This window comes from Dyadobacter sp. CY351, assembly GCF_021502625.1.
In the GTDB taxonomy this organism is placed as follows: Bacteria; Bacteroidota; Bacteroidia; order Cytophagales; family Spirosomataceae; genus Dyadobacter; species Dyadobacter chenhuakuii.
Window position 1 is genome coordinate 296,208 of the sequence record NZ_JAKFFU010000006.1, and the last position, 20,874, is coordinate 317,081.

Annotated in this window: 12 protein-coding genes; 10 read left to right on the plus strand and 2 right to left on the minus strand. The window is 48.7% G+C overall.

Annotated features, from left to right (window positions below; all coding sequences use genetic code 11):
* From L0660_RS13730 to L0660_RS13750, 5 genes are all read left to right on the plus strand, one after another.
* The gene (locus L0660_RS13730) at positions 1 to 2,661 is read left to right on the plus strand and encodes a sialate O-acetylesterase (RefSeq protein ID WP_235159976.1); all 2,661 of its coding nucleotides are present in this window, start codon (positions 1 to 3) and stop codon (positions 2,659 to 2,661) included.
* An 18-nt stretch (positions 2,662 to 2,679) separates the two neighbouring features.
* Positions 2,680 to 4,857, plus strand: a complete 2,178-nt coding sequence (locus L0660_RS13735; RefSeq protein WP_235159977.1) for an alpha-glucuronidase family glycosyl hydrolase — start codon at positions 2,680 to 2,682, stop codon at positions 4,855 to 4,857.
* 228 nt (positions 4,858 to 5,085) lie between these two features.
* Positions 5,086 to 8,229: a TonB-dependent receptor gene (locus tag L0660_RS13740; RefSeq protein WP_235159978.1), complete on the plus strand. Its 3,144-nt coding sequence runs from the start codon at positions 5,086 to 5,088 to the stop codon at positions 8,227 to 8,229.
* A gap of 28 nt (positions 8,230 to 8,257) precedes the next feature.
* Positions 8,258 to 9,799, plus strand: a complete 1,542-nt coding sequence (locus L0660_RS13745) for a RagB/SusD family nutrient uptake outer membrane protein (protein WP_235159979.1) — start codon at positions 8,258 to 8,260, stop codon at positions 9,797 to 9,799.
* Between the two features lie 149 nt (positions 9,800 to 9,948).
* Positions 9,949 to 13,395 carry a VCBS repeat-containing protein gene (locus tag L0660_RS13750; RefSeq protein ID WP_235159980.1) on the plus strand — a complete coding sequence of 1,149 codons (3,447 nt, stop codon included), beginning with the start codon at positions 9,949 to 9,951 and terminating at the stop codon, positions 13,393 to 13,395.
* A 32-nt stretch (positions 13,396 to 13,427) separates the two neighbouring features.
* Here L0660_RS13750 and L0660_RS13755 read toward each other — a convergent pair whose 3' ends face one another.
* A complete protein-coding gene (locus L0660_RS13755) occupies positions 13,428 to 14,453 on the minus strand; it encodes an LLM class flavin-dependent oxidoreductase (RefSeq protein ID WP_235159981.1) in 1,026 nt (341 codons plus the stop codon).
* A 136-nt stretch (positions 14,454 to 14,589) separates the two neighbouring features.
* On the opposite strand from L0660_RS13755, the gene L0660_RS13760 reads away from it, so the two are divergent.
* The 4 genes from L0660_RS13760 to L0660_RS13775 are packed head-to-tail and all read left to right on the plus strand — an operon-like array spanning position 14,590 to position 18,137.
* On the plus strand, positions 14,590 to 15,612 hold the full coding sequence (locus L0660_RS13760; RefSeq protein WP_235159982.1) for an LLM class flavin-dependent oxidoreductase: 1,023 nt from the start codon (positions 14,590 to 14,592) through the stop codon (positions 15,610 to 15,612).
* A 44-nt stretch (positions 15,613 to 15,656) separates the two neighbouring features.
* Positions 15,657 to 16,226 carry a DJ-1/PfpI family protein gene (locus L0660_RS13765; RefSeq protein WP_233796421.1) on the plus strand — a complete coding sequence of 190 codons (570 nt, stop codon included), beginning with the start codon at positions 15,657 to 15,659 and terminating at the stop codon, positions 16,224 to 16,226.
* Positions 16,227 to 16,230: 4 nt separating this feature from the next.
* Entirely contained in the window at positions 16,231 to 17,160 is a 930-nt protein-coding gene (locus L0660_RS13770) for a ClpXP adapter SpxH family protein (RefSeq protein WP_235159983.1), read from the plus strand.
* A 14-nt stretch (positions 17,161 to 17,174) separates the two neighbouring features.
* A complete protein-coding gene (locus L0660_RS13775) occupies positions 17,175 to 18,137 on the plus strand; it encodes an alpha/beta fold hydrolase (RefSeq protein ID WP_235159984.1) in 963 nt (320 codons plus the stop codon).
* Between the two features lie 100 nt (positions 18,138 to 18,237).
* Here the strand turns inward: L0660_RS13775 and L0660_RS13780 are convergent, their stop codons facing one another.
* Positions 18,238 to 18,897, minus strand: coding sequence for a flavin reductase family protein (locus L0660_RS13780; protein WP_235159985.1), 660 nt, complete (start codon positions 18,895 to 18,897; stop codon positions 18,238 to 18,240).
* Between the two features lie 296 nt (positions 18,898 to 19,193).
* On the opposite strand from L0660_RS13780, the gene L0660_RS13785 reads away from it, so the two are divergent.
* Positions 19,194 to 20,855 carry a carboxylesterase/lipase family protein gene (locus L0660_RS13785; protein WP_235159986.1) on the plus strand — a complete coding sequence of 554 codons (1,662 nt, stop codon included), beginning with the start codon at positions 19,194 to 19,196 and terminating at the stop codon, positions 20,853 to 20,855.
* The last annotated feature ends 19 nt before the right edge of the window (positions 20,856 to 20,874 follow it).

The following is a 20,874-nucleotide window of genomic DNA, read 5'->3' on the forward strand; positions in this document are numbered from 1 at the left end:
ATGCGCGTTTTACTTTTCCTGATCTTTCTTTCAACAAACTCGGTTGCCCAAGTCCGCCTGCCTAAGCTGATCTCGGACAATATGGTGTTGCAGCGCGACCAGCCGATCACGGTTTGGGGCTGGGCAACGCCTAAGGAAAAGGTGACGGTAACGTTCAAAAACAAGAAGCAAAGCACATTGACCGGTGCGGATGGCAAATGGAAAATCCAGCTGCGGGCACAACCGGCGGGAACTGGTTTTGAAATGGTCATAAAAGGCAAAAGCCAGCTCACGATCAGGAATATAGCCTTCGGAGATGTGTGGCTTTGCAACGGACAGAGCAATATGGTGATCAACATGGAGCGTGTGAAAGAACGCTATCCTGACGATATTGCCACCGCTAGTTACCCCGACATCCGCAATTTTTTCATTCCCACATTAACCGATCTGAAAGGCCCGCAGCAGGATTTTCCAAACGCCGAATGGAAGGCAACCAATCCCAAAGATGTGCTAGGCTTTGGTGCTGTATCTTACTTTTTTGCCAGAGACCTTTACGACCAATACAAAGTGCCCATCGGCATCATTAACAGCTCGGTAGGCGGCACGCCCATTGAAGCCTGGATCAGTGAAGGTGGTTACAAGGATTTTGCTGACATTCAAAAGGTTATCAATAAAAATAAAGACACTGCCTACGTCCTGGAAAGGAAGCAGAGCACGCTAACTAACGCGCCAAAGCCACCAAAATCAACAGATCCGGGACTGACCGAACATTGGGAAAGCGATTCCTATCAGCCCAAAGGCTGGCGGAACTTCAACATTCCTGGTTATTGGGAAGATCAGGGGCTGAAAGACTTAAATGGAGTGGTATGGTTCCGCAGGGAATTTGAGGTGCCCGAAAGCTGGATCGGCAAGCCGGTGAAGCTGTATATGGGCCGCATTGTGGACGCGGACGAGATGTTTGTCAATGGAAAAAGCATAGGTCGCGTAACCTACCAATATCCGCCGAGGCGTTATGAAATTCCTGCCGGTTTGTTGAAAGCAGGCAAAAATACACTTGTGATACGTGTTACCAATACCGCTGGAAAAGGCGGTTTTGTGCCGGACAAGCCTTACTTCATGACAGCCAGTGATCAGGAAATTGACTTGAAAGGAACGTGGCAATATAAAGTAGGGCAGGTTTTTGAGCCGGCAAAAAGGTCAGATGACAGCCCAGCTCCATTTATTGCGCAAAACCAACCTGCTGCACTATACAATGCGATGATTGCGCCCGTGCTGCCGATGAAGTTGAAAGGGTTTCTATGGTATCAGGGCGAGACCAATGTGCATGATCCCGAGCCTTACAATGTGCTTTTGCCCGCATTGATTAATGATCGCCGCAAGCTTTGGAATGATGATAATTTGCCTTTTCTGGTGGTGCAGTTGCCTAATTTTCAGGATATTGACTTCCTGCCTGCCGAAAGTAACATGGCGCTGCTAAGGGAAGCGCAAAACCGCGCATTAACACTGAAAAACACGGCTGTCGCGGTAACATTGGATCTGGGAGAGTGGAACGATATTCACCCGTTGAACAAAAAGGAGATTGGCCAGAGACTGGCGCTATCTGCCAAAAACCTGGCTTATGGCGACAAAAACGTCGTTCATAGCGGCCCGACATTGAAATCGCAAAGCATAGCAGCCGACAAGATTGTTCTCACATTTGACAATGTCGCTGATGGGATTAAGTCAATTGATGAGCAAACATTGCGCTGGTTTGCTATGGCTGGCGATGACAAGAAATTCGTTTGGGCTAATGCAAAGATTCTGGGAAAAGATCAGATTGAGCTGAGCAGCGAAATGGTTAAAACGCCCAAATACATCCGCTATGCCTGGCAGGATAATCCTGAGGGAATCAATTTTTATAACTCAGCCAACCTTCCCGCTTCGCCATTCCGCACGGACGGTGAGCAGCCGGATGAAAGCAAGCCGTGGAAAGGGAAAAAATGTGCAGTCGTATTGACTTATGATGATGCCTTAAATGTCCATCTGGATAACGTAATTCCGGCCCTTGATTCGCTGAGCTTAAAGGGATCATTTTACTTAACCGCTTCCTCGGACGCCGCCCGAAACCGCATCAAAGACTGGCGCGCCGCGGCAACCTCCGGGCACGAACTTGGCAACCATACGCTTTATCACCCCTGCGATGCAACCGGACCGGGCATGAGCTGGGTGAAGCCGGAATATGATCTCAGCAAGTATAGCATGGGCCGCATCCAGGATGAGGTCCGGATGTGCAATGCATTCTTGAAATCAATTGACGGGCTTGATAAACGCACATTCGCCTTCACCTGCGGACATAAAAAGGTGGCAGAGGGCGAATTTATACAAACGCTTTCCAGCGAATTTATAGCCGCCAGAGCGGTCAGACATGAAATGCACACATTTGAGGAACAAAAACTGATGGACATTGACTGCTATTCGATGGTGGAACAATCGGGCAAGGATATGATCGAGCTGGTAGAGCAGGCGCAGCAAAGCGGAAAGTTGCTCGTTTTCCTGTTTCACGGCGTGGGCGGGGAGCATGCTTTGAATGTGTCAAACCAGGCGCACAGTGAGTTGCTGCATTATCTGAAAGAGAATGAAAAAGAAATTTACGTGGATACAATGCGCAATGTCGCAGAGCATATTCAAAGTTTGAGAAAATAATTCTGTAAAACACCAATCATGACCAAAAGCCCTTTCTTAATGCTTTTTAGCTGCCTGTTGATTGGCTTCAAACTGCTTGCAGCTGATCTGTCAGGCGCCGAAGCGTCGGGCGCCGAAGCGTCGGACGCCGAACCGTTAGCTTCTGACGGGAATGACGGTTATCGGTTATGGCTTAACTATGAGCCGGTCAGGAATGCTTCGATGAAATCTGAATATCTGAAATATGCAGCATTCATTGGTAGGCCCGCGAGTGGTCAAATCATGCAGAGCGCATCTCAGGAGCTGCAATTGGGATTAGGTAAACTTTTGGATAAATCTGTAAATATCACAAACTCATTTGCTGGAAAGTCGGGTGGAATAGTTTTCAAAATAGAAACGAGCGCTAGTACTGCACAGCCGGTTGAAGGTTATCGGATCCAGTTGTCGGGCGGCAACGTGATCATTAGTTCAAAATCGGAGCAGGGGATTTTGTATGGAACATTTGCCCTGCTGCGGCATATGCAAATGCAGTTGCCGGTCAAGGGTTTAAACCTTGCCAGCAGCCCCAGAGTGCGTTACCGGATGCTGAACCATTGGGATAATCCGGATGGCACGATTGAGCGCGGCTATGCGGGACAATCGCTCTGGAAATGGTATGAGCTGCCCGAGCGCGTGGACCCGCGTTATGCGGATTATGCGCGTGCCAATGCTTCTTTGGGCATTAATGGAACTGTACTTAACAATGTGAATGCAAGCGCTCGGTTCATGTCACAGGAATACATTGTGAAGGTGGCGGCGGTGGCGAATGTGATGCGGAAATATGGGATCAAAACTTACTTGTCCGTATATTTTGCTGCGCCCAAAACATTAGGCGGTCTTAAAACTTCCGATCCGCTCGACCCGCAGGTGCGCGCGTGGTGGAAAGAGAAGGTTGCCCAGATTTACAAGGAAATCCCTGATTTCGGCGGGTTTTTGGTTAAAGCCAATTCAGAAGGAGAACCGGGCCCGCAGGATTACGGCCGCACCCACGCCGACGGGGCCAACATGCTGGCCGAAGCATTCAAACCTTATGACGGCATTGTGATCTGGCGTGCGTTTGTTTACAAAGCCGATCCCAACGCGGATCGCTTCAAAGCGGCGCACGAGGAATTTGTGCCTCTGGATGGAAAATTTGATCAGAAGGTAATTGTTCAGGTCAAGAACGGTCCTATTGATTTCCAGCCCCGCGAACCGTTCTCGCCGCTGTTCGGCAATATGCCCAAAACGCCGCTGGGCATCGAATTTCAAATCACGCAGGAATATCTGGGCTTTGCAACCCACGCAGTTTATGAAGCGCCCATTTTTGAAGAATGCCTGGATTCGGACACTTATGTAAACGGAGCCGGATCGACGGTTGCAAAGATTGTTGATGGCAGCCTGCACGGTTATGAGCGCACACTTATGGCTGGCGTGGCCAATACAGGCAACAGCCGCAACTGGACAGGCCATCCGCTGGCGCAGGCCAACTGGTATGCATTCGGAAGACTAAGCTGGGATCATCAGCTAACCTCAGAACAGATCGCCAGGGAATGGATTGCCTTGACCTTGACCCAAAATGCAAAAGCAAGCGAGCACATTACCGCATTAATGCTTCGTTCCCGCGAAATTTACGTCGATTACAACACACCGCTCGGCCTTTCCCGTCCCTGGATGGGCGTCCATTTCGCCCCCGAACCCTGGCAAAACAAGGGCTCGCGCCCGGATTGGACCGCCGTTTACTATCATCGTGCTGACTCAATCGGGCTGGGTTTCGACCGGACAGCTTCCGGAAGCAACGCATTGGCCCAGTACCGGCCGGAGGTTCAGAAACAATGGAACAATCCTGACCAAACACCACTTCCTTACCTGCTGTGGTTCCATCACGTTCGCTGGGATAAAAAACTGAGCACTGGCAGGACATTGTGGGAGGAACTTTGCACCCGTTTTTACACTGGCGCGGACTCTGTTGTATGGATGCAGCAGCAATGGGACCTGGCCAAACCGAGCCTTGATCCACAAATTTATACGGATGTTGCAGAACGGTTGAAGGTGCATCGCAGGGAAGCGATCTGGTGGCGTGATGCGTGGGTTCTGTATTTACAAACATTTACGAAGCAACCTGTTCCCGCAGGTTTTGAACCACCAAAACAGACATTGGAGGATGTAAAGAAGTCGGTTAATGTGTACTTAATGAGATAGATCCCCGGCTGTTCAAAGAATCGCAAAAAATCATAAAAAATTCACACTTTTATTAAGTGTAGCCTTGACAAATATCTAAAAGATTATATATTTGTATATAGGATTGATCTGATTAAAAATTGGACTTAATCTGCGTTCCACGTTGCGTTTAGCTGTCTTTTTTTGATTCCCATCCGGGAATATTTTGTGCTGTTCAACAAGTGTCATCTTAACATTTAAGTCGGATCTATGAAAAATCGATTACAAATTTTTACCCGCCTCTGGGGTACATGGTTAAGCGGGGCTGTGATATTACTGGCGCTGTCTATGCAGATCAGTTATGCCGCCCGGTTCGCAGACAAGCAGGTTGCAGGCAAGGTCACGGCCGATAATGGTGAAGCGTTGCCGGGTGTGAATGTTACCTTGAAAGGCAGTAGCGTAGGAACCACTACGGATACGAAAGGAGAGTTCTCACTAAGTGTTCCTTCGGAAACCAGTGTGTTGGTATTCAGCTTTATAGGGTATGCCAAGCAGGAGGTCGAAGTGGGCAACAAGACTAGGATCGAAATCCGGCTGGCCGCTGAGAACCAGGCTTTGGAAGAAATGGTGGTAATCGGCTATGGTTCGCAAAAGAAATCATCCCTTACCGGAGCCGTATCTTCGGTTTCTCCCAAAGAGCTGACAGCACTGCCGGTGGTTAGTGCGGAACAAGCTTTGCAGGGAAGAGTGCCAGGCGTCCGGGTAGTGAATAACGGTAGTCCGGGCCAGACTCCGGTTGTACGTATAAGGGGTATCGGTAGTATTAACTATGCTTCCGGGCCGCTTTATGTGATTGACGGAATTCCTGCCGGGGACCTGAACAACCTGGATCCAAAGGACATTGAATCACTGGAGGTTTTAAAAGATGCAAGCTCAGCCGCCATTTACGGCTCACGCGCTTCAAATGGTGTGATCATTATCACAACCAAAAAAGGATCCAAAGACGGTAAGCTGCATGTGAACCTGGATACTTATTATGGCACGCAGTCGGCCTGGAAAAAGCTGGATGTGCTGAATACAGACCAATATAAGCAATATGCAACGGCCTTGCTTGGTAACGCCGGGATAGCCTTGCCGGGCAGGCTGAATGATCTGAACCAGCCCATTTATCCGGGAGCCACGCAAACTTTTGCCCAAACAAATACCAACTGGCAGGACGTGATGTTCCGCAGCGCGCCCATCCAGCAGCACCAGATTTCAGTTTCAGGAGGCAATGCTGTTTCCCGTTTCTTTACATCGGCTGGCTATTTTGACCAGGAAGGGATTTTGATTGGCACAAATTATAAGCGCGCCAATGTGCGTCTCAACTCGGATCATCAGGTCGCCAAATTTTTGAGCATAGGACAGACTTTGACCGTATCATTTGACAAATCACGCGGCGAGCAGGGATTTGGGGGAGGGCGTACTGCTGTGATGCAGATGATCCGTAACCTGCCATACTGGCCTGTTACCGACCCAACAAAACCAGGTGGTTACAGTTCGCCAACCGCTGCCGATGGAAGTGACCCGGATAACCCGGTCCGCATTGCATTAATGGATGTGACGCGTAACCAGCGTTTGAAGTTGCTGGGATCTTTGTTTGCTGAGGTTAAGCTGGCCAGTTTTCTAAAATACCGTTTCAGCTTTGGTGCAGATATCGTTTCCGCGAACACCGTCAATCAGTTCCCGATTTATAATGATGGTTTCAAATCGCGTACACAATATGAGATCCAGGATAACCGCACTAATTTCTTCTCACCCGTGCTGACAAACCAGTTGACATTTGAAAAGAATTTTGGCAAACATTTACTTAATGTAACAGCGATTGTTGACAAGCAAACCTTCCGGGCCAGCACCCTGAACGGATCCGGTTACCGGCCAAACAATGACATCGACGAGCTGCAAGGCGCCTCCAATCCAAATGCTACAAGCACGCTGGACGAAAGCTCGCTGATCTCTTATGTAGGACGTTTGAATTATGAATATGCGGGAAAATATCTGCTTAGCGGGTCTATCCGCCGTGACGGTTCTTCGCGCTTTGCGCCAGGGAACAAATGGGGGACATTCCCGTCGCTTTCGCTGGGATGGCGGATCAGCGAGGAGGAGTTTTTGAAATCAGTCCCGGAAATCTCCGAGTTGAAAATCCGCGCCAGCTACGGACAAACGGGTTTTAACGGCATCGGAAGCTATGCATGGCAAGCACTTGTATCGGCCGATAACAGCAATTATGTTTTTGGCGGAAACAAAGTGCTGGGTTCGTATTTCAGCTCACTGGCCAATACGCAGCTGAAATGGGAAAGCACGACCATGACCAACCTCGGTATTGACCTGGCCCTGTTCAATAACAGCGTCACATTCACTGCGGAAACCTACAACCGCAAAACAGATGGATTGTTGCTGCAAGTCCCGATCCCCAACTCGGTGGGTTACTCGACCTCGCCGCTGTCGAACATTGGAAGCATGAAAAACTGGGGTTATGAATTCCAGTTGGGTTACAGCAAAAATGACGGCGATTTCAAATGGAATGCTTCGGCTAATTTGGATATCACCAGAAACAAGGTGTTGAGCCTTGCAACCCAAAGCGCAACACTTTTCTCAGGATCTAATGCTGATTTTGGCGGCGGTGACATTACTAAAACGGAAGCCGGCCACCCCATTCAATCGTTCTTCGGCTATGAAGTGGATGGTATTTTCCAAAATCAGGCTGAGATCAATGCAGCCAATGCATTGGATGGCGATGACAAAACCAAGTATCTGGACGCGGCAGCACCGGGCGATATCCGTTTCAAAGACCGTGACGGCGATGGCCGCATCACGCCTTCCGACCGGACCTACCTGGGCAGCTTCATTCCGAAGTTCAGCTACGGAGCCAATCTGGGAGGAAATTTCAAGAACTTCGATTTTACATTGTATCTGCAAGGTGTGCAGGGAAATAAAATTTACAATGGAACAAAGGTTATCGAGCAGGGCATGTTGCGTTTGTTTAATGCCGGAACCGACGTGCTGAATGCCTGGACACCAACCAACACGAACACCGATGTGCCACGCGCAGTAAGCGGCGACCCCAACAACAACAGCCGCACCAGCGACCGTTTTGTAGAAAGCGGATCATATATGCGGATCAAAAACCTGAGCATAGGTTACACCATTCCGACGAAGATCCTGTCTGCTTTGACAAAAGAAACAATTACCAAAGCGCGTTTCTATGTTTCGGCAACCAACTTGCTGACTTTCACCAAATATTCCGGGCTGGATCCTGAAATCGGTGTGAACGGTTCTTCCACGGATACAGCAACGCAGCTCATCAACGGCATCGATTACGGTATGTATCCACAGCCAAGAACCTTGCAGGTAGGATTGAGCGTAGGGTTTTGATATAAAAATTTTATAAAAGGAAACTGAAATGAAAAAGAAACTTATCATCATATATGTCTGCCTTTTCGGAATCGTGTTCGCCTGTAATGACGACACTTTGGAAAAGACAAATCCCAATGGGGTGACCGTGGAAGGTTACTATAAAAACGGGGCGGAACTCAATAGCGGCGTTACCAGCGTGTATTCCATGCTCAAATCCAATAACCTCGTCGCCAGGGAATGGTTCTTCCTGCATGACCTGCGCAGCGACGATGTGGCAGCAGGCGGCGGGCAGCTCGAAACGCCGCGTAACCAGCTCTTGCTCGGGACGCATGACACGGGAAATTCGGTTTTGGGAACAGTTTGGCTGGCTTATTACCGTTTGATCCACCGCGCCAATGCCGTTGTGGATAATTCGGAAAAGGTGACGGATCTGGCTGATGCGGACAAGAAAAGGCTGCTGGGAGAAGCGCGTTTTTTAAGAGCCTATGCTTATTATGAGCTCGTTAGCCTTTGGGGTGATGTGCCGCTTTATAAAAATTATGTGTTAACAGTTGACGGCAGCCTTCCCCGTTCTCCGCAAGAAGAAGTGTACGCATTTATCATTTCTGAGTTGGCGGCAATCCAGGCCGATCTGCCATTGACTTACGATGCAGCGAACCAGGGCCGGATCACCAAAGGTGCCGCACAGATGCTTCTGGCCAGGGCGCATATGCAAAAAGGTGATTATGCCAATGCGAAAATAGAACTGCTGAAAGTTTACAGCTCAGGCGTTTATGCGCTTGTGGATAATTACAACGACAACTTTTTGGAAGAAACTGAATTCAACAAAGAGTCTATTTTCGAGGTTAACTTCTTTCCTTCGGGCGGTGTGTACAACTGGGATGGTGACGGAAACGGCGCTACGGCAGGAACAGAAACCGTGCGTACGCAGGAATATTCGGCTATCGGATGGCGTAATGTGATCCCGTCGAACAGCTTGCTTTCGGAATTTGAAAAAACCAAGAAAGGTGATGCCAAAACCGACCCGCGTTATGATGATTCCTTTTATTTCACAGGAGAGAAATATAATAAAGGCGCCAACACATTAACGGACGGACAGCAGAATGGTAACGCGTCGGTGGTGGATGGTGTGACTCAAAAAGTGAGCTGGCAGAAATATTCGCTCATGTACAAGATGAACGAATCATTCCTGACAGGAGCGATCAACCAGCGGATCATGCGTTTTGCAGAAACCATTCTTTCACTGGCCGAAGTGGAAAATGAGTTGGGCAACACAGCCGAAGCTGTAAAATACCTGAACATGATCCGCGCCCGCAAAAGCGTAAGCATGCCAGCCTATCCAACGGCAAGATTTCCTGTTTCGACCAAAGACCAGGTCTTCGCAGCCATCATTCACGAAAAACGTGTGGAGCAAAGCGGCGAACAAATCCGCAACCGGGACATTGTAAGGTGGAGGAAGAATAAAAAGCTAAAATCCGAACCGCTAGCTTACTTCCAGGCCAACAAACACGAGTTGCTACCCATTCCCCAGCAGGAAGTGGACAACAACGCAAAGATTGAGCCGGGGGATCAGAATCCGGGGTACTAGTAAGCCCATCATCACGCCTGTCACCCTGAGCGGAGCCGAAGGGGAGGACCGAGATGCAACGTCTCGATCCTCCCCTTCGGCTCCGCTCAGGGTGACAAGGCGACAGGGTTAGTCAGGGTTATAATGCCACAAACAACAGCATTTAAAGTATGCGAAGATTTACCATTTTATCCTTCCTGCTCTTGATCTTTTCCTGCAAAAAACAGCAGGAAAGCCTTTTTACATCCCACAAATCCTCGGAAACGGGGATTTCTTTTTCTAATACATTAACCCCCAACGACTCGATCAACCCATTTACATTCACCAACTTCTACAATGGCGGCGGCGTCGGGATTGGGGATGTTAATAATGATGGGAAGCCGGATATTTTCTTTGGGGGCAACCAGGTAAGCTGCCGGTTGTATTTGAGCAAGATTGATACGCTTTCTAAAAAATGGGCATTTGAAGATATTACTGAGGCTGCCGATGTGAAGACTAACCGCTGGTGCACGGGGATCTCTATGGTGGACATTAACCAGGATGGCTTGCTGGACATTTATGTTTCCGTGGCAAAACACATGAAGATTCCTGCCGAAGACACGGAAAACCTGCTTTTTGTAAATCAGGGCCTGGGTAAAAATAAGATGCCTGTATTCAAGGAAATGGCCAAAGCTTATGGTTTAAATGATGCTTCGTTCACGGTTCAGACTGCCTTTTTTGATGCAGACCTGGATGGCGACCTGGATGCCTTTATGATGAATTCTGCGCCGGACCTGCAAAACCCTAATTATCTCCGCAAAACCTACCATGACGGCTCTTATCCCAGCACGGGCAAGCTGTTTCGCAACGATGGAGCAGGTGAAAATGGGATTCCCGTTTTTACCAATGTTTCAAAAGACGCCGGTGTCAGATTTGAAGGCTTAGGCCTGGGACTGGCGGTAAGTGACTTAAACAAAGATGGTTATCCTGATATTTATTGCTCCAATGACTTCATCAGCAGCGACATATTTTACCTGAACAATGGTATCAAAAACGCGGGAATGCCCAGTTTCAACAATGTGATCCGGGAAGCGACTGCGCATACGAGCTTGTACGGAATGGGATTGGATGTGGCCGACATTAATAATGATGCCTACCCCGACATTTTCCAGCTGGATATGCTTCCAGAGGACAATTTTCGGCAGAAAAAAATGCTGGCGGGGCAGGATTACGACCGGAAGGAAATGAGTATTTCGGATCAGTATGGCTATCAGTTGCAGTATATGCGCAACATGTTGCAGCTGCACCAGGGAGTCGGTGCGGGACAGGGTGAGGTGCCCGTATTTAGTGAGATCGGTTTGTTGGCCGGCATTGCCAAAACAGATTGGAGCTGGGCGCCGCTAATCGCGGATTTTGATAATGATGGGAATAAAGACATTTTCATCACCAATGGTTACCGCCGCGACGTGACGGACCGGGATTTTATCCAGTTCAAAGAAGATTTCTCAAATTTTGGCACCAATAATTTCAAACAGCAGAATGCATTGGAACTGATTAAAAAAGTGCCTGAGGTGCAGATCGCCAATTATGCCTATAAGAATGCTGGTAACCTTACATTTTCCAACACCTCCAAAGCATGGGGGCTCGACGAACTTTCCTACTCCAACGGCGCCGCCTACGCCGATCTGGACGGCGATGGTGACCTCGATCTGGTTGTCAATAATATTGATTCAGAAGCATTTATATACCAAAACAATAGCCGGGAAAAAGGAACATCAAACTTCCTGACCATTGCATTCAACGGAGCAAAGGGCAACTTGTCCGGGATCGGAAGCAAGGTTACCATCTGGACAGGCAAAACAAAGCAATATGCTGAAATGAGCGTTGTAAGGGGATTTCAGTCTTCCGTGGACCCGGTGCTGCATTTTGGGATCGGAAACCATGCATTCATTGATAGTCTGGAAGTGGTGTGGCCCGGGGGCAAGTCACAGAAACTTTCTGGCATTGCTGCCAATAAACGGTTGATTTTAAACCAGAAAGATGTATTGCAATCCGAAAAGCCCGCATTAACCAAACCGAAGCCGCAACCTTATTTTACCGACATTTCAAAACAAATGAACATTGACTTTCAGCACAAGGAAGGCAATTTTATTGATTTCAAACAGACTGCTACTATGCACAAAATGCTGTCTAAAAACGGCTTTGCGATCGCGTCGGGCGATGTGAATGGGGATGGTCTGGAGGATATTTTTGCAGGAGGAAGTTATCGGGGAGCGGAGCCCGCAATGTTCCTGCAAACGGCCTTCGGTAGGTTTGAAAAGCGCATTGTTTCTCAGGATTCTTTGCATGAAAATGCTGCCGCTGTTTTTCTGGACGCGGACAAAGATGGTGACCTCGATCTGGTGGTCTCAAACGGCGGAAATGAACTGCCTGTGACGGAAAAGGCTTTTTACAATGTACAACTATACCTGAATGATGGTAAAGGAAACTTCACGCCAGCAGCGCAATCGGCCTTTCCGGCGATTTCATTAAGCAGTTCCTGTCTGGTAACGAGTGATTTTGACAAAGACGGCGACCTGGACATTTTCATTGGCGGTCGCAGTATCCCGGGGAAATATCCGCTTCCTGCCAGCAGCTATCTGCTCAGGAATGACTCGAAAAACGGTCAGCCGCATTTCAGCGATGTCACCTCCCAATTTTGTCCCGAGCTCCGCAATGTGGGCATGATATGCAGTGCATTGTGGGCTGATACCAATCAGGATGGATTTGATGACCTCGTGCTGGCGGGTGAATGGATGCCGATCCGCATTTTTGAGAACAAACAAGGAAAATCACTGCAATCTCAAAAGACAACCGGCTTGGGTCAATTCACGGGTTGGTGGAACAGCATTGCAGCTGTCGATTTTGATCATGATGGAGACATTGATTTTGTTGCCGGTAATGAGGGTTTGAATACATTTTATCGTGCTTCTGAGAAGGAACCGATCAAGATTGTGGCAAAAGATTTCAACGGTGATGGCACTTTTGACCCCTTAATGGGCTATTTCATTCAGGGTAAGCGCTATCCAAGCGTCCCCCGCGACGCGTTGAATCAGCAGGTGATACAGTTCCGTCGCAAATTCCCGCATTATGCAGACTATGCGCAGGTTACTTTCGACGATTTGCTTTCGGGCGATGAAATTAAAGATGCCTATTCCGCAGAAGCGACTTACCTCCAAAGCGCTTACATTGAGAACATCGGACAAGGGAATTTTAAGATACGAGCATTGCCTGTCGAAGCGCAAAAATCACCCGTATTTGGCATTGCGACAGCCGATGTGAATGCAGACGGGCACGAAGATGTGATCCTGACCGGCAACTTTTATCCCAATGAAGTAAATATGGGCAGACAGGATGCATCCACGGGATTGCTGTTGCTAGGGAATGGAAAAGGGAAGTTTACACCAACAAACTGCGCCGAAAGCGGGCTGATGATCCGGGGCGATGCCCGGAAAAGTATTTTTATAAAAACTGCTGACCAGCAACGGCTCCTATTGACGGCGATCAATTCGGGCACGATACAGGTCAGCAGATTAAATAGTGTAAAACCTAAAAAAGGAAGTTTAATCCAGACAGCGCAGGCAGCCGCATCCCGATAAGATCGTCCGGCAGGCGCGTCATTCAATTCAGCTCAGTCAACATTCCTTTTTAGCAGCGGGATAACCTTTGTGCCGATCAGTTCAATGGAACGCATTAGCTGCTGGTGCGTAAGTCCTGCGTTATCCATTTGAAATGTAAACCGGTCGACACCGCCGAGTGCCTTGCTGTGGTTAAGCAACTTTTCCGCCACTTTTTCCGGTCCGCCCACAACCAGAACGCCCCGGGGCGCGATCAGTGCGTCGAATTGCCGTCTCGTAACCGGCGGCCAGCCTCTTTCTCTGCCCAGCTTGGTCCAGAGTTCGGCATAACCCGGATAATATTCGTCGATGGCCAGCTCGTCCGTTGCCGCAACATAGCCTGGTGAATGCAACCCAACTTTCAATTGATCCGGCCTGAAACCTGCCCTGTGACCTTCTTCACGATACAGATCGATCAACGGACGGAAGCGCTCGGTTTCACCGCCAATGATCGCCACCATTAACGGCAAACCCAATCTCCCCGCTCTGGCGAATGATTCGGGCGTGCCGCCTACGCCCAGCCACACAGGCAATTTTTCTTGAAGCGATCTTGGGTAAACAGGTTGATTATTTAAAGCCGGCCTGAATTTGCCTGACCATGTGACAAATTCATTTTCCCGGATTTTCAGCAGGAGATCCAATTTTTCTTTAAACAGTGCATCGTAATCATTGAGGTTAAATCCAAAAAGCGGATAGGCATCAATTGCTGAGCCACGACCTACCACGAGCTCTGCCCGTCCTTTGGAAATGAGGTCCAGCGTGGCGAAACTCTGATAAACCCGGACAGGGTCGGACGTGCTTAAAACGGTTACAGCGCTGGTAAGGCGAATATTTTTTGTTCTGGCGGCAGCTGCCGAGAGGATGACAGCAGGGGCCGAATCCAGAAATTCTTTTTTATGATGTTCACCAATGCCGAAGACGTCCAGTCCGGACTGATCTGCCATTGAGATCCTATCCAGTAACTGCTCCATTGCGTCCACACCTTCGAGGGCATCGCTGCCGTACATGGCGGATGCGAAACTATCAATTCCAATTTCCATTTTATTTACCTTTTGTTTAAAAGCGCAGCAAATGTACTTGTTCTTCACCCAAAGATAACGCGTTCGGCTTACTGCTGTCAGGAACTTTTAAGGCTGGATTATCTGTCTAATATGTAAATGACTGTGAAAGGAACTTATGAAAAAAATAGGATTTTTATCATTCGGGCATTGGTCAAACCATCCGGCATACAACGCCCGAACCGCGAGCGATACATTGCTTCAATCCATTGATCTGGCTGTTGCGGCCGAAGAGATCGGTTTAGACGGTGCTTATTTTCGGGTACATCATTTTGCATCTCAGTTAGCATCGCCTTTTCCCTTGCTTTCGGCAGTTGGTGCCAAAACAAGCAAGATTGAAATCGGAACGGGCGTCATTGATATGCGTTATGAAAACCCGCTCTATATGGTTGAAGATGCAGGCGCTGCGGATCTTATTTCCGAAGGTCGATTGCAACTCGGCATCAGCAGAGGATCGCCGGAGCAGGTGATCGACGGCTGGCGCTATTTCGGATATGAACCCGCTGACGGAGAAACCGACGCAGAAATGGGACGTCGCAAAGCACTTGAATTTCTGGAAAGGTTGAATGGTGTGGGATTTGCACAGCCTAATCCTTACCCGATGTTCCCGAACCCGCCTGGCTTACTGCGTCTGGAACCCTACTCCGAAGGTTTGCGCGAGCGTATCTGGTGGGGAGCGGCTTCCAATGCTACTGCCGTATGGGCTGCGGAAAACGCGATGTATTTGCAAAGTTCAACATTGAAATACGATGAAGGCGGCAAGCCTTTCCACGTGCAGCAAGCGGAACAGATCAGGTTATACAAAGATGCCTGGAAAAAAGCGGGTCACAAACGGGAACCAAGGGTTTCTGTGAGCCGGTCGATTTTTGCATTGATGAACGATCAGGACCGCATGTACTTCGGGCATGAAAATCGCGACCGTGACAAGATTGGCATGATTGAGCAAGACAAACGCGCTATATTCGGCAGAAGTTACGCCGCAGAGCCGGATAAGCTCATCAAAGAATTGTCACAGGACGAAGCGCTTCAGGAAGCTGACACAATCCTTTTAACCATTCCGAATACACTGGGAGTGGATTATAATGTGCATGTGCTGTCGTCGATCCTGGAGCACGTTGCACCAGGGCTGGGATGGCGATGAAAGTAGGTAAAGTTCAAACAGAATTGTCTTAAAATCCTTTTACTATGAATCGCAGAATATTGATCGTTACCGGTGATGGTGGCGAAAGTTACGAAACCCTCTATGCCGTTCACCGCTTTCAGGAAGAAGGTGACATTGCCGTGATAGCCGCCCCAAGCAAGCGCAGGCTTAATCTGGTAATGCACGATTTTGAAATTGGTTGGGATACATATGTGGAGCGCCCTGGTTACTGCCTGGCTTCGGACCTGACGATTGAGGACGTTGTAGTAAGCGACTACGATGCCATTCTGCTGCTGGGAGGCCGCGCTCCGGAATATCTGCGCAACCATGCCGCGCTGCTGGAAGTGGTCCGTGAGTTTGACAGACAGGGTAAATGGGTCTTCGCCATCTGCCACGGCATACAGATCCTGGTTACGGCCGGATTAGCCAAGGACCGGACGCTCACCGCCTATGAGCACGTTAGGACTGAAATTGAAATGGGTGGCGGCACTTACTCGACGCTGGAAGCTGTGCGCGACGGGAACATTGTGACCGGCCAAACCTGGCAATCGCACCCGGATTTTTATCGCGAAGTTTTTACCTGTTTCAAAGAGGTGGAGGAAGTGCAAGCGTAGTATCATGGAAACGACAAATAGTAATCCGCTTTTATGCGATATAGACTCAGGCGTTTGTGAAATGCCTGAGTCTTCTTTAGAAACAACCGTGCAAACGGAAGCTGCCACTCATAAGCCAGTTAAAGTCATTTATTTCACCGACCCGATTTGCTCTTCCTGCTGGGGCATTGAGCCTCAGCTGCGTAAGCTGAAATTAGAGTATGGGGATTATTTCGAAGTCGATTACCGCATGGGCGGCCTGCTGCCGGATTGGAGTTATAACAGCGGCGGGATCAGTAAACCTTCCGACGTGGCGCATCATTGGGATGAGGTAAGCCGGCATTATGACATGCCTATCGATGGGGACGTGTGGTTGGAAGATCCACTCAATTCGTCCTATCCTCCATCCATTGCATTTAAGGCAGCCCAATTGCAAGGCCACGACAAGGCCATCCACTTTCTCCGGTTGTCGAGAGAAATGCTTTTTTTGGAAAAGATCAACATTGCAAAATGGGAACATATGGCAGCGGCAGCAGAAAAGGCCGGCCTGAATGTGGAACAGTTTGGGATTGATTACAATGGTGAGGCCAAGGGCCTGTTTGAGGAGGATTTACAATTAGCAGCACAACTGGGCGTCAGAGGTTTCCCGACCATGTTTTTCGTTGACAGCGAGGGTAATCAGGAAAAAGTTTATGGCACCAAACCTTATGCTGTATACGAAGAAGCATTGCTAAAACAATTCCCCGCCGCATCCAAAAAGAGCATTGATACAGACTGGCAAAAGCTCTTCACCAAATACAACACGCTGACTGCAAGAGAGTTTTCTGAACTTTCTGAAATGCCGCGCGAGCAGACCGGGCAGTTCCTGCAAACATTGGTCAAGTCCGGACAATTAGATGAAGTGGTCACCAAGAATGGTTCGCTATGGCGTATGTTGGGCCAGCACGGCTCATAAACACCAAAAAAGGAATGTTTCCAAAGTCACCATCAGGAATGTCGGCCTTCATCCGGCTGATCATCATTTTCATTTTTGTATTTCCAACGGTAAGTCTGTCACAGGATTTGTATAGTCGTTCATTTGGTGATAAAAAAGCGCAACCTGTCATATTTCTGCACGGCGGTCCGGGCAGCAGCAGCGTATTTTTCGAGGCAACTACGGCTCAGTTACTCGCTGACAGAGGCTTTTACGTCATCATATATGACCGCAGGGGCGAAGGTCGGTCTGCCGATGGTAATGCAGAAATGAATTTTGATGAAGCTTTTGATGATCTGAAAGGGATTTACAAGCATTATAATTTAAAAAAGGCTTCTTTGCTTGCTTTCAGCTTTGGCGGTTTGGTTGCTGCGCAATTTGCTCAAAAGCATCCCGATATGGTGAGATCACTGACATTGTGCAGCGCGTTGGTATCACAGCAAAAATCCTATGACACAATTCTTCGCGCTGCGGGAGCCATTTATGAGAACAAAAAGGACTCCTCAAACTTAAACGAGCTCGCATCGATCGCAAAGATGGATACAAACTCGCTGGCCTATCGAACATTGGTTTTCAAACACGCTTCAGCGAACGGATTCTTCAACCTGAAAGAGCCAAACGACCGTGCAAAAGCCATTTACGACACTTACAAGACTAACCCGCTGATCACCGGATACGTAAAAAACGAGCGCGCCGTATCAACGTTCTGGGAGCACGAACCCAGCCACAACATCGATGTTACGCCACAATTGGAATATTTACATCAAAAAGGACTCCCAATATTTGCATTATACGGAAAACAGGACGGTCTCTATTCAACCGACCATATCTCCGAACTCAGCAATAAAATCGGAGATAGCCATATTAAATACCTCGATAATTGCTCCCACACATTGTTCATTGACCAGCAGGAGGCATTTTTAAATGCGATAAGTTCTTGGGTAGGGTCGGTTAGGTAGGTGTGAATTTGTTATAAAGGAGAGTTTCCAACGGTCATACAACATCGAGGGTAAATCTTGGCATGGGCATTGGTGAGAGCAGGGCATGATCCATCATCTTTCAGCCGGGCTGGTTTAATTCCTGTGGCTCAATCCCGGGTTTGGCGTAGGCCAGCCTTGCGATGGATTGCGGAAGAAAATAAGCGTCCAGACCTGCTACGGTCACTGTTTTAGCCTCAACATGATCGATGGTGCCGTCCGTGCCCACCAGGGCATCGTTTACTATAACTTCAACAATTTCCCCGATTACAATGCTGGTCTGGTTGATTTCCATCGGAATAATCTCGCGGAGTTGCAGGCCAACACGAACGGTTGATTGTGCCACAAAAGGGGCATTGAACCCGGCGACGTAGTGTTCGTCAAATCCACACGTCCCGAACTCCGAAACACCGGAAGGATAGCTGGCACTGGTCTGATGCGCCTGCTTATACCAGTCGGGCAGGACATTGTTCAGGGTAAATTGTCCGGTTGCTTTGATGTTGCGAAGCGTGTCGTTGTGTTCGCGTGCAGGCCGCATGACCATTCCAATGAGCGGCGGGTTGGCACCAAGGTGAAAAGCAGAGCTGATCACACACAAATTTGTCGTTCCGACCTCACTGATCGTGCCCAGTAAATTTAGTGATTTGTAGCCTAGCAGACTGTTGATCAGGCAAATCCGATATTGCTTTTCCATTGCGGCAATGTCTGTTGCGCTTACTTTTCCGCTTTTGATATTAGTCATGTTAATCTCCTTTTTTATTTACCCAGACCGCCTTGGTATGATAACTATCATGCGTGTCTTTATTCCAAATGTAACACGATATCGCATTACAAATATGGGTGTTGGAATGTTTTGGTATAAATAAAAAGTATCCCCAAAAGATCAGTTTTTCTAGCTTTTAACAAAATGGCATAATCAGTAAAAGTGGTAGGGAATTCGGTAATATGTATAAGTCAATTAGACTTTTTCTGTATTATCTTGCACTCTTGCTATTCAGGCATTTCCAGCTTTTGAACCTAACCATCCTTTTGATTCCTATGAACATCATTGACAGAAGAGTTTTTCTATCCCAACTCTCGTTGGCAGGCGCCGCGGCCGCTACGGCAGGATTCGGTTTTACATCAGCGCGCAGGCCTGACGAGTTTATTGAAACAGAGATTAATACAGGAAAGATCAAGGGTGTTCGCAATGATGGTGTGAATGTGTTCAAAGGCGTGCCTTATGGCGGTAAGATTTCAGGGGACCGAAGGTTTCGGCGACCGGCACCTTTGCAGCCGTGGACGGGTGTGCGGGATGCCACGCAATTTGGGGCACCCGCCATGCAGCCACCCAGGCGGAATGAGCCCGCGCCCTCGGAGGATTGTTTGTTTCTGAATGTATGGACGCCGGAGAATGACAACAGGAAGCGGCCTGTGATGTTTTACAGCCACGGAGGCGGTTTTGTAGGCGGATCAGGGGCTTCGCAGAGTCAGGATGGGTCCAATCTTGCACGGAATTTTGATGTCGTTGTCGTGCAGACCAATCACCGCCTGGGTTTGCTTGGCTTCCTTTATCTGGACGAAATTGCCGGTCCTGAATATGCAGGTTCGGGCAACATGGGCATGCTCGATATTGCGGACGGGTTGAAATGGGTGAATCAGAACATTGCGCAATTTGGCGGTGATCCTGATAATGTCATGATTTTCGGGGAATCGGGTGGGGGAGCCAAAACATCCTGCTTATACACCATGCCGGCCGCAGCGCCTTACTTCAACAAAGCCTCTATCGAAAGTGGCCCGGGCGTGCGGATGACGACCAAGGAAACTGCGGCAGAGACAACGGCAATGCTCTTGAAGGAGCTGAACATTGCTGCAAAAGATTGGAAAAAATTACTCAACATTCCGGCTGCTGACTTGCTGGCGATGCAGGCTAAGCTGCCGTTTGTTCCGCCATTTATCGAAAAAACGAATAACAGGGAGGCTATGCAGCGCAGCGCAGGCGGTTTCGGGCCGGTTGTGGATGGCGTTGTTTTGCCGCAGCATCCTTTTGATCCGGTCGCGCCTGACATCTCCAGAAACAAACCATTATTGGTTGGCTGGAATGAGGATGAGCACACTTTTTTTGCCTGGGAACGCAAGGATACGGAATCGTTTAAAATCGATTTTGAAGGACTGAAAAAGAAACTCGAACCCAGATATGGCGAGAATACCGACAAGCTGATTGAAACCTATCGGAAAGCCAATCCCAATGCTTCGGCACCGGATGTTTTTGTGGCGATCTCTTCCATTGCGATGATGGGACTAGGCTCCGTGACCATTGCAGAAAGAAAAGTTAAACAAGGCGGGGCGCCCGTTTACCTGTATAATTTCGGATATAAATCTGAGAAAAAGATCCCTGGCACGGACTATGCCATGGGCACACCGCATGCGATGGATATTTCATTCAAATTCAACAATGAGATCCCGCCGCGCGACGGCTCTGCGCCAAAGGAAAGTTTCTTCGGCGGAAACAATCCCGACCGGTTTGTGGCTTCCAATCATTTCGCTGAGCTCTGGACTACATTCGCCAGAACCGGCAAGCCAGCCGCTAAGGACGTCCCTGAATGGCCCGCTTACAATCTGAAAGACCGGCCCACGATGCGCATTGATACAAAATGCGAGATCATTAACGACCGCTTCGCACAGGAGCTCGCCACGTGGAGAGCACTTGGGAAGCTTTAACCTTATGGCTTTGGGAAAT

Bases quoted from the DNA above. Each gene is read 5' to 3' on its own strand.
- L0660_RS13760 (WP_235159982.1), top strand. From the start codon at position 14,590: ATGAAAAAAATAGGATTTTTATCATTCGGGCATTGGTCAAACCATCCG.
- L0660_RS13735 (WP_235159977.1), top strand. From the start codon at position 2,680: ATGACCAAAAGCCCTTTCTTAATGCTTTTTAGCTGCCTGTTGATTGGC.
- L0660_RS13775 (WP_235159984.1), top strand. From the start codon at position 17,175: ATGTTTCCAAAGTCACCATCAGGAATGTCGGCCTTCATCCGGCTGATC.
- L0660_RS13765 (WP_233796421.1), top strand. From the start codon at position 15,657: ATGAATCGCAGAATATTGATCGTTACCGGTGATGGTGGCGAAAGTTAC.
- L0660_RS13770 (WP_235159983.1), top strand. From the start codon at position 16,231: ATGGAAACGACAAATAGTAATCCGCTTTTATGCGATATAGACTCAGGC.
- L0660_RS13785 (WP_235159986.1), top strand. From the start codon at position 19,194: ATGAACATCATTGACAGAAGAGTTTTTCTATCCCAACTCTCGTTGGCA.
- L0660_RS13730 (WP_235159976.1), top strand. From the start codon at position 1: ATGCGCGTTTTACTTTTCCTGATCTTTCTTTCAACAAACTCGGTTGCC.
- L0660_RS13740 (WP_235159978.1), top strand. From the start codon at position 5,086: ATGAAAAATCGATTACAAATTTTTACCCGCCTCTGGGGTACATGGTTA.
- L0660_RS13745 (WP_235159979.1), top strand. From the start codon at position 8,258: ATGAAAAAGAAACTTATCATCATATATGTCTGCCTTTTCGGAATCGTG.
- L0660_RS13755 (WP_235159981.1), bottom strand. From the start codon at position 14,453: ATGGAAATTGGAATTGATAGTTTCGCATCCGCCATGTACGGCAGCGAT.
- L0660_RS13780 (WP_235159985.1), bottom strand. From the start codon at position 18,897: ATGACTAATATCAAAAGCGGAAAAGTAAGCGCAACAGACATTGCCGCA.
- L0660_RS13750 (WP_235159980.1), top strand. From the start codon at position 9,949: ATGCGAAGATTTACCATTTTATCCTTCCTGCTCTTGATCTTTTCCTGC.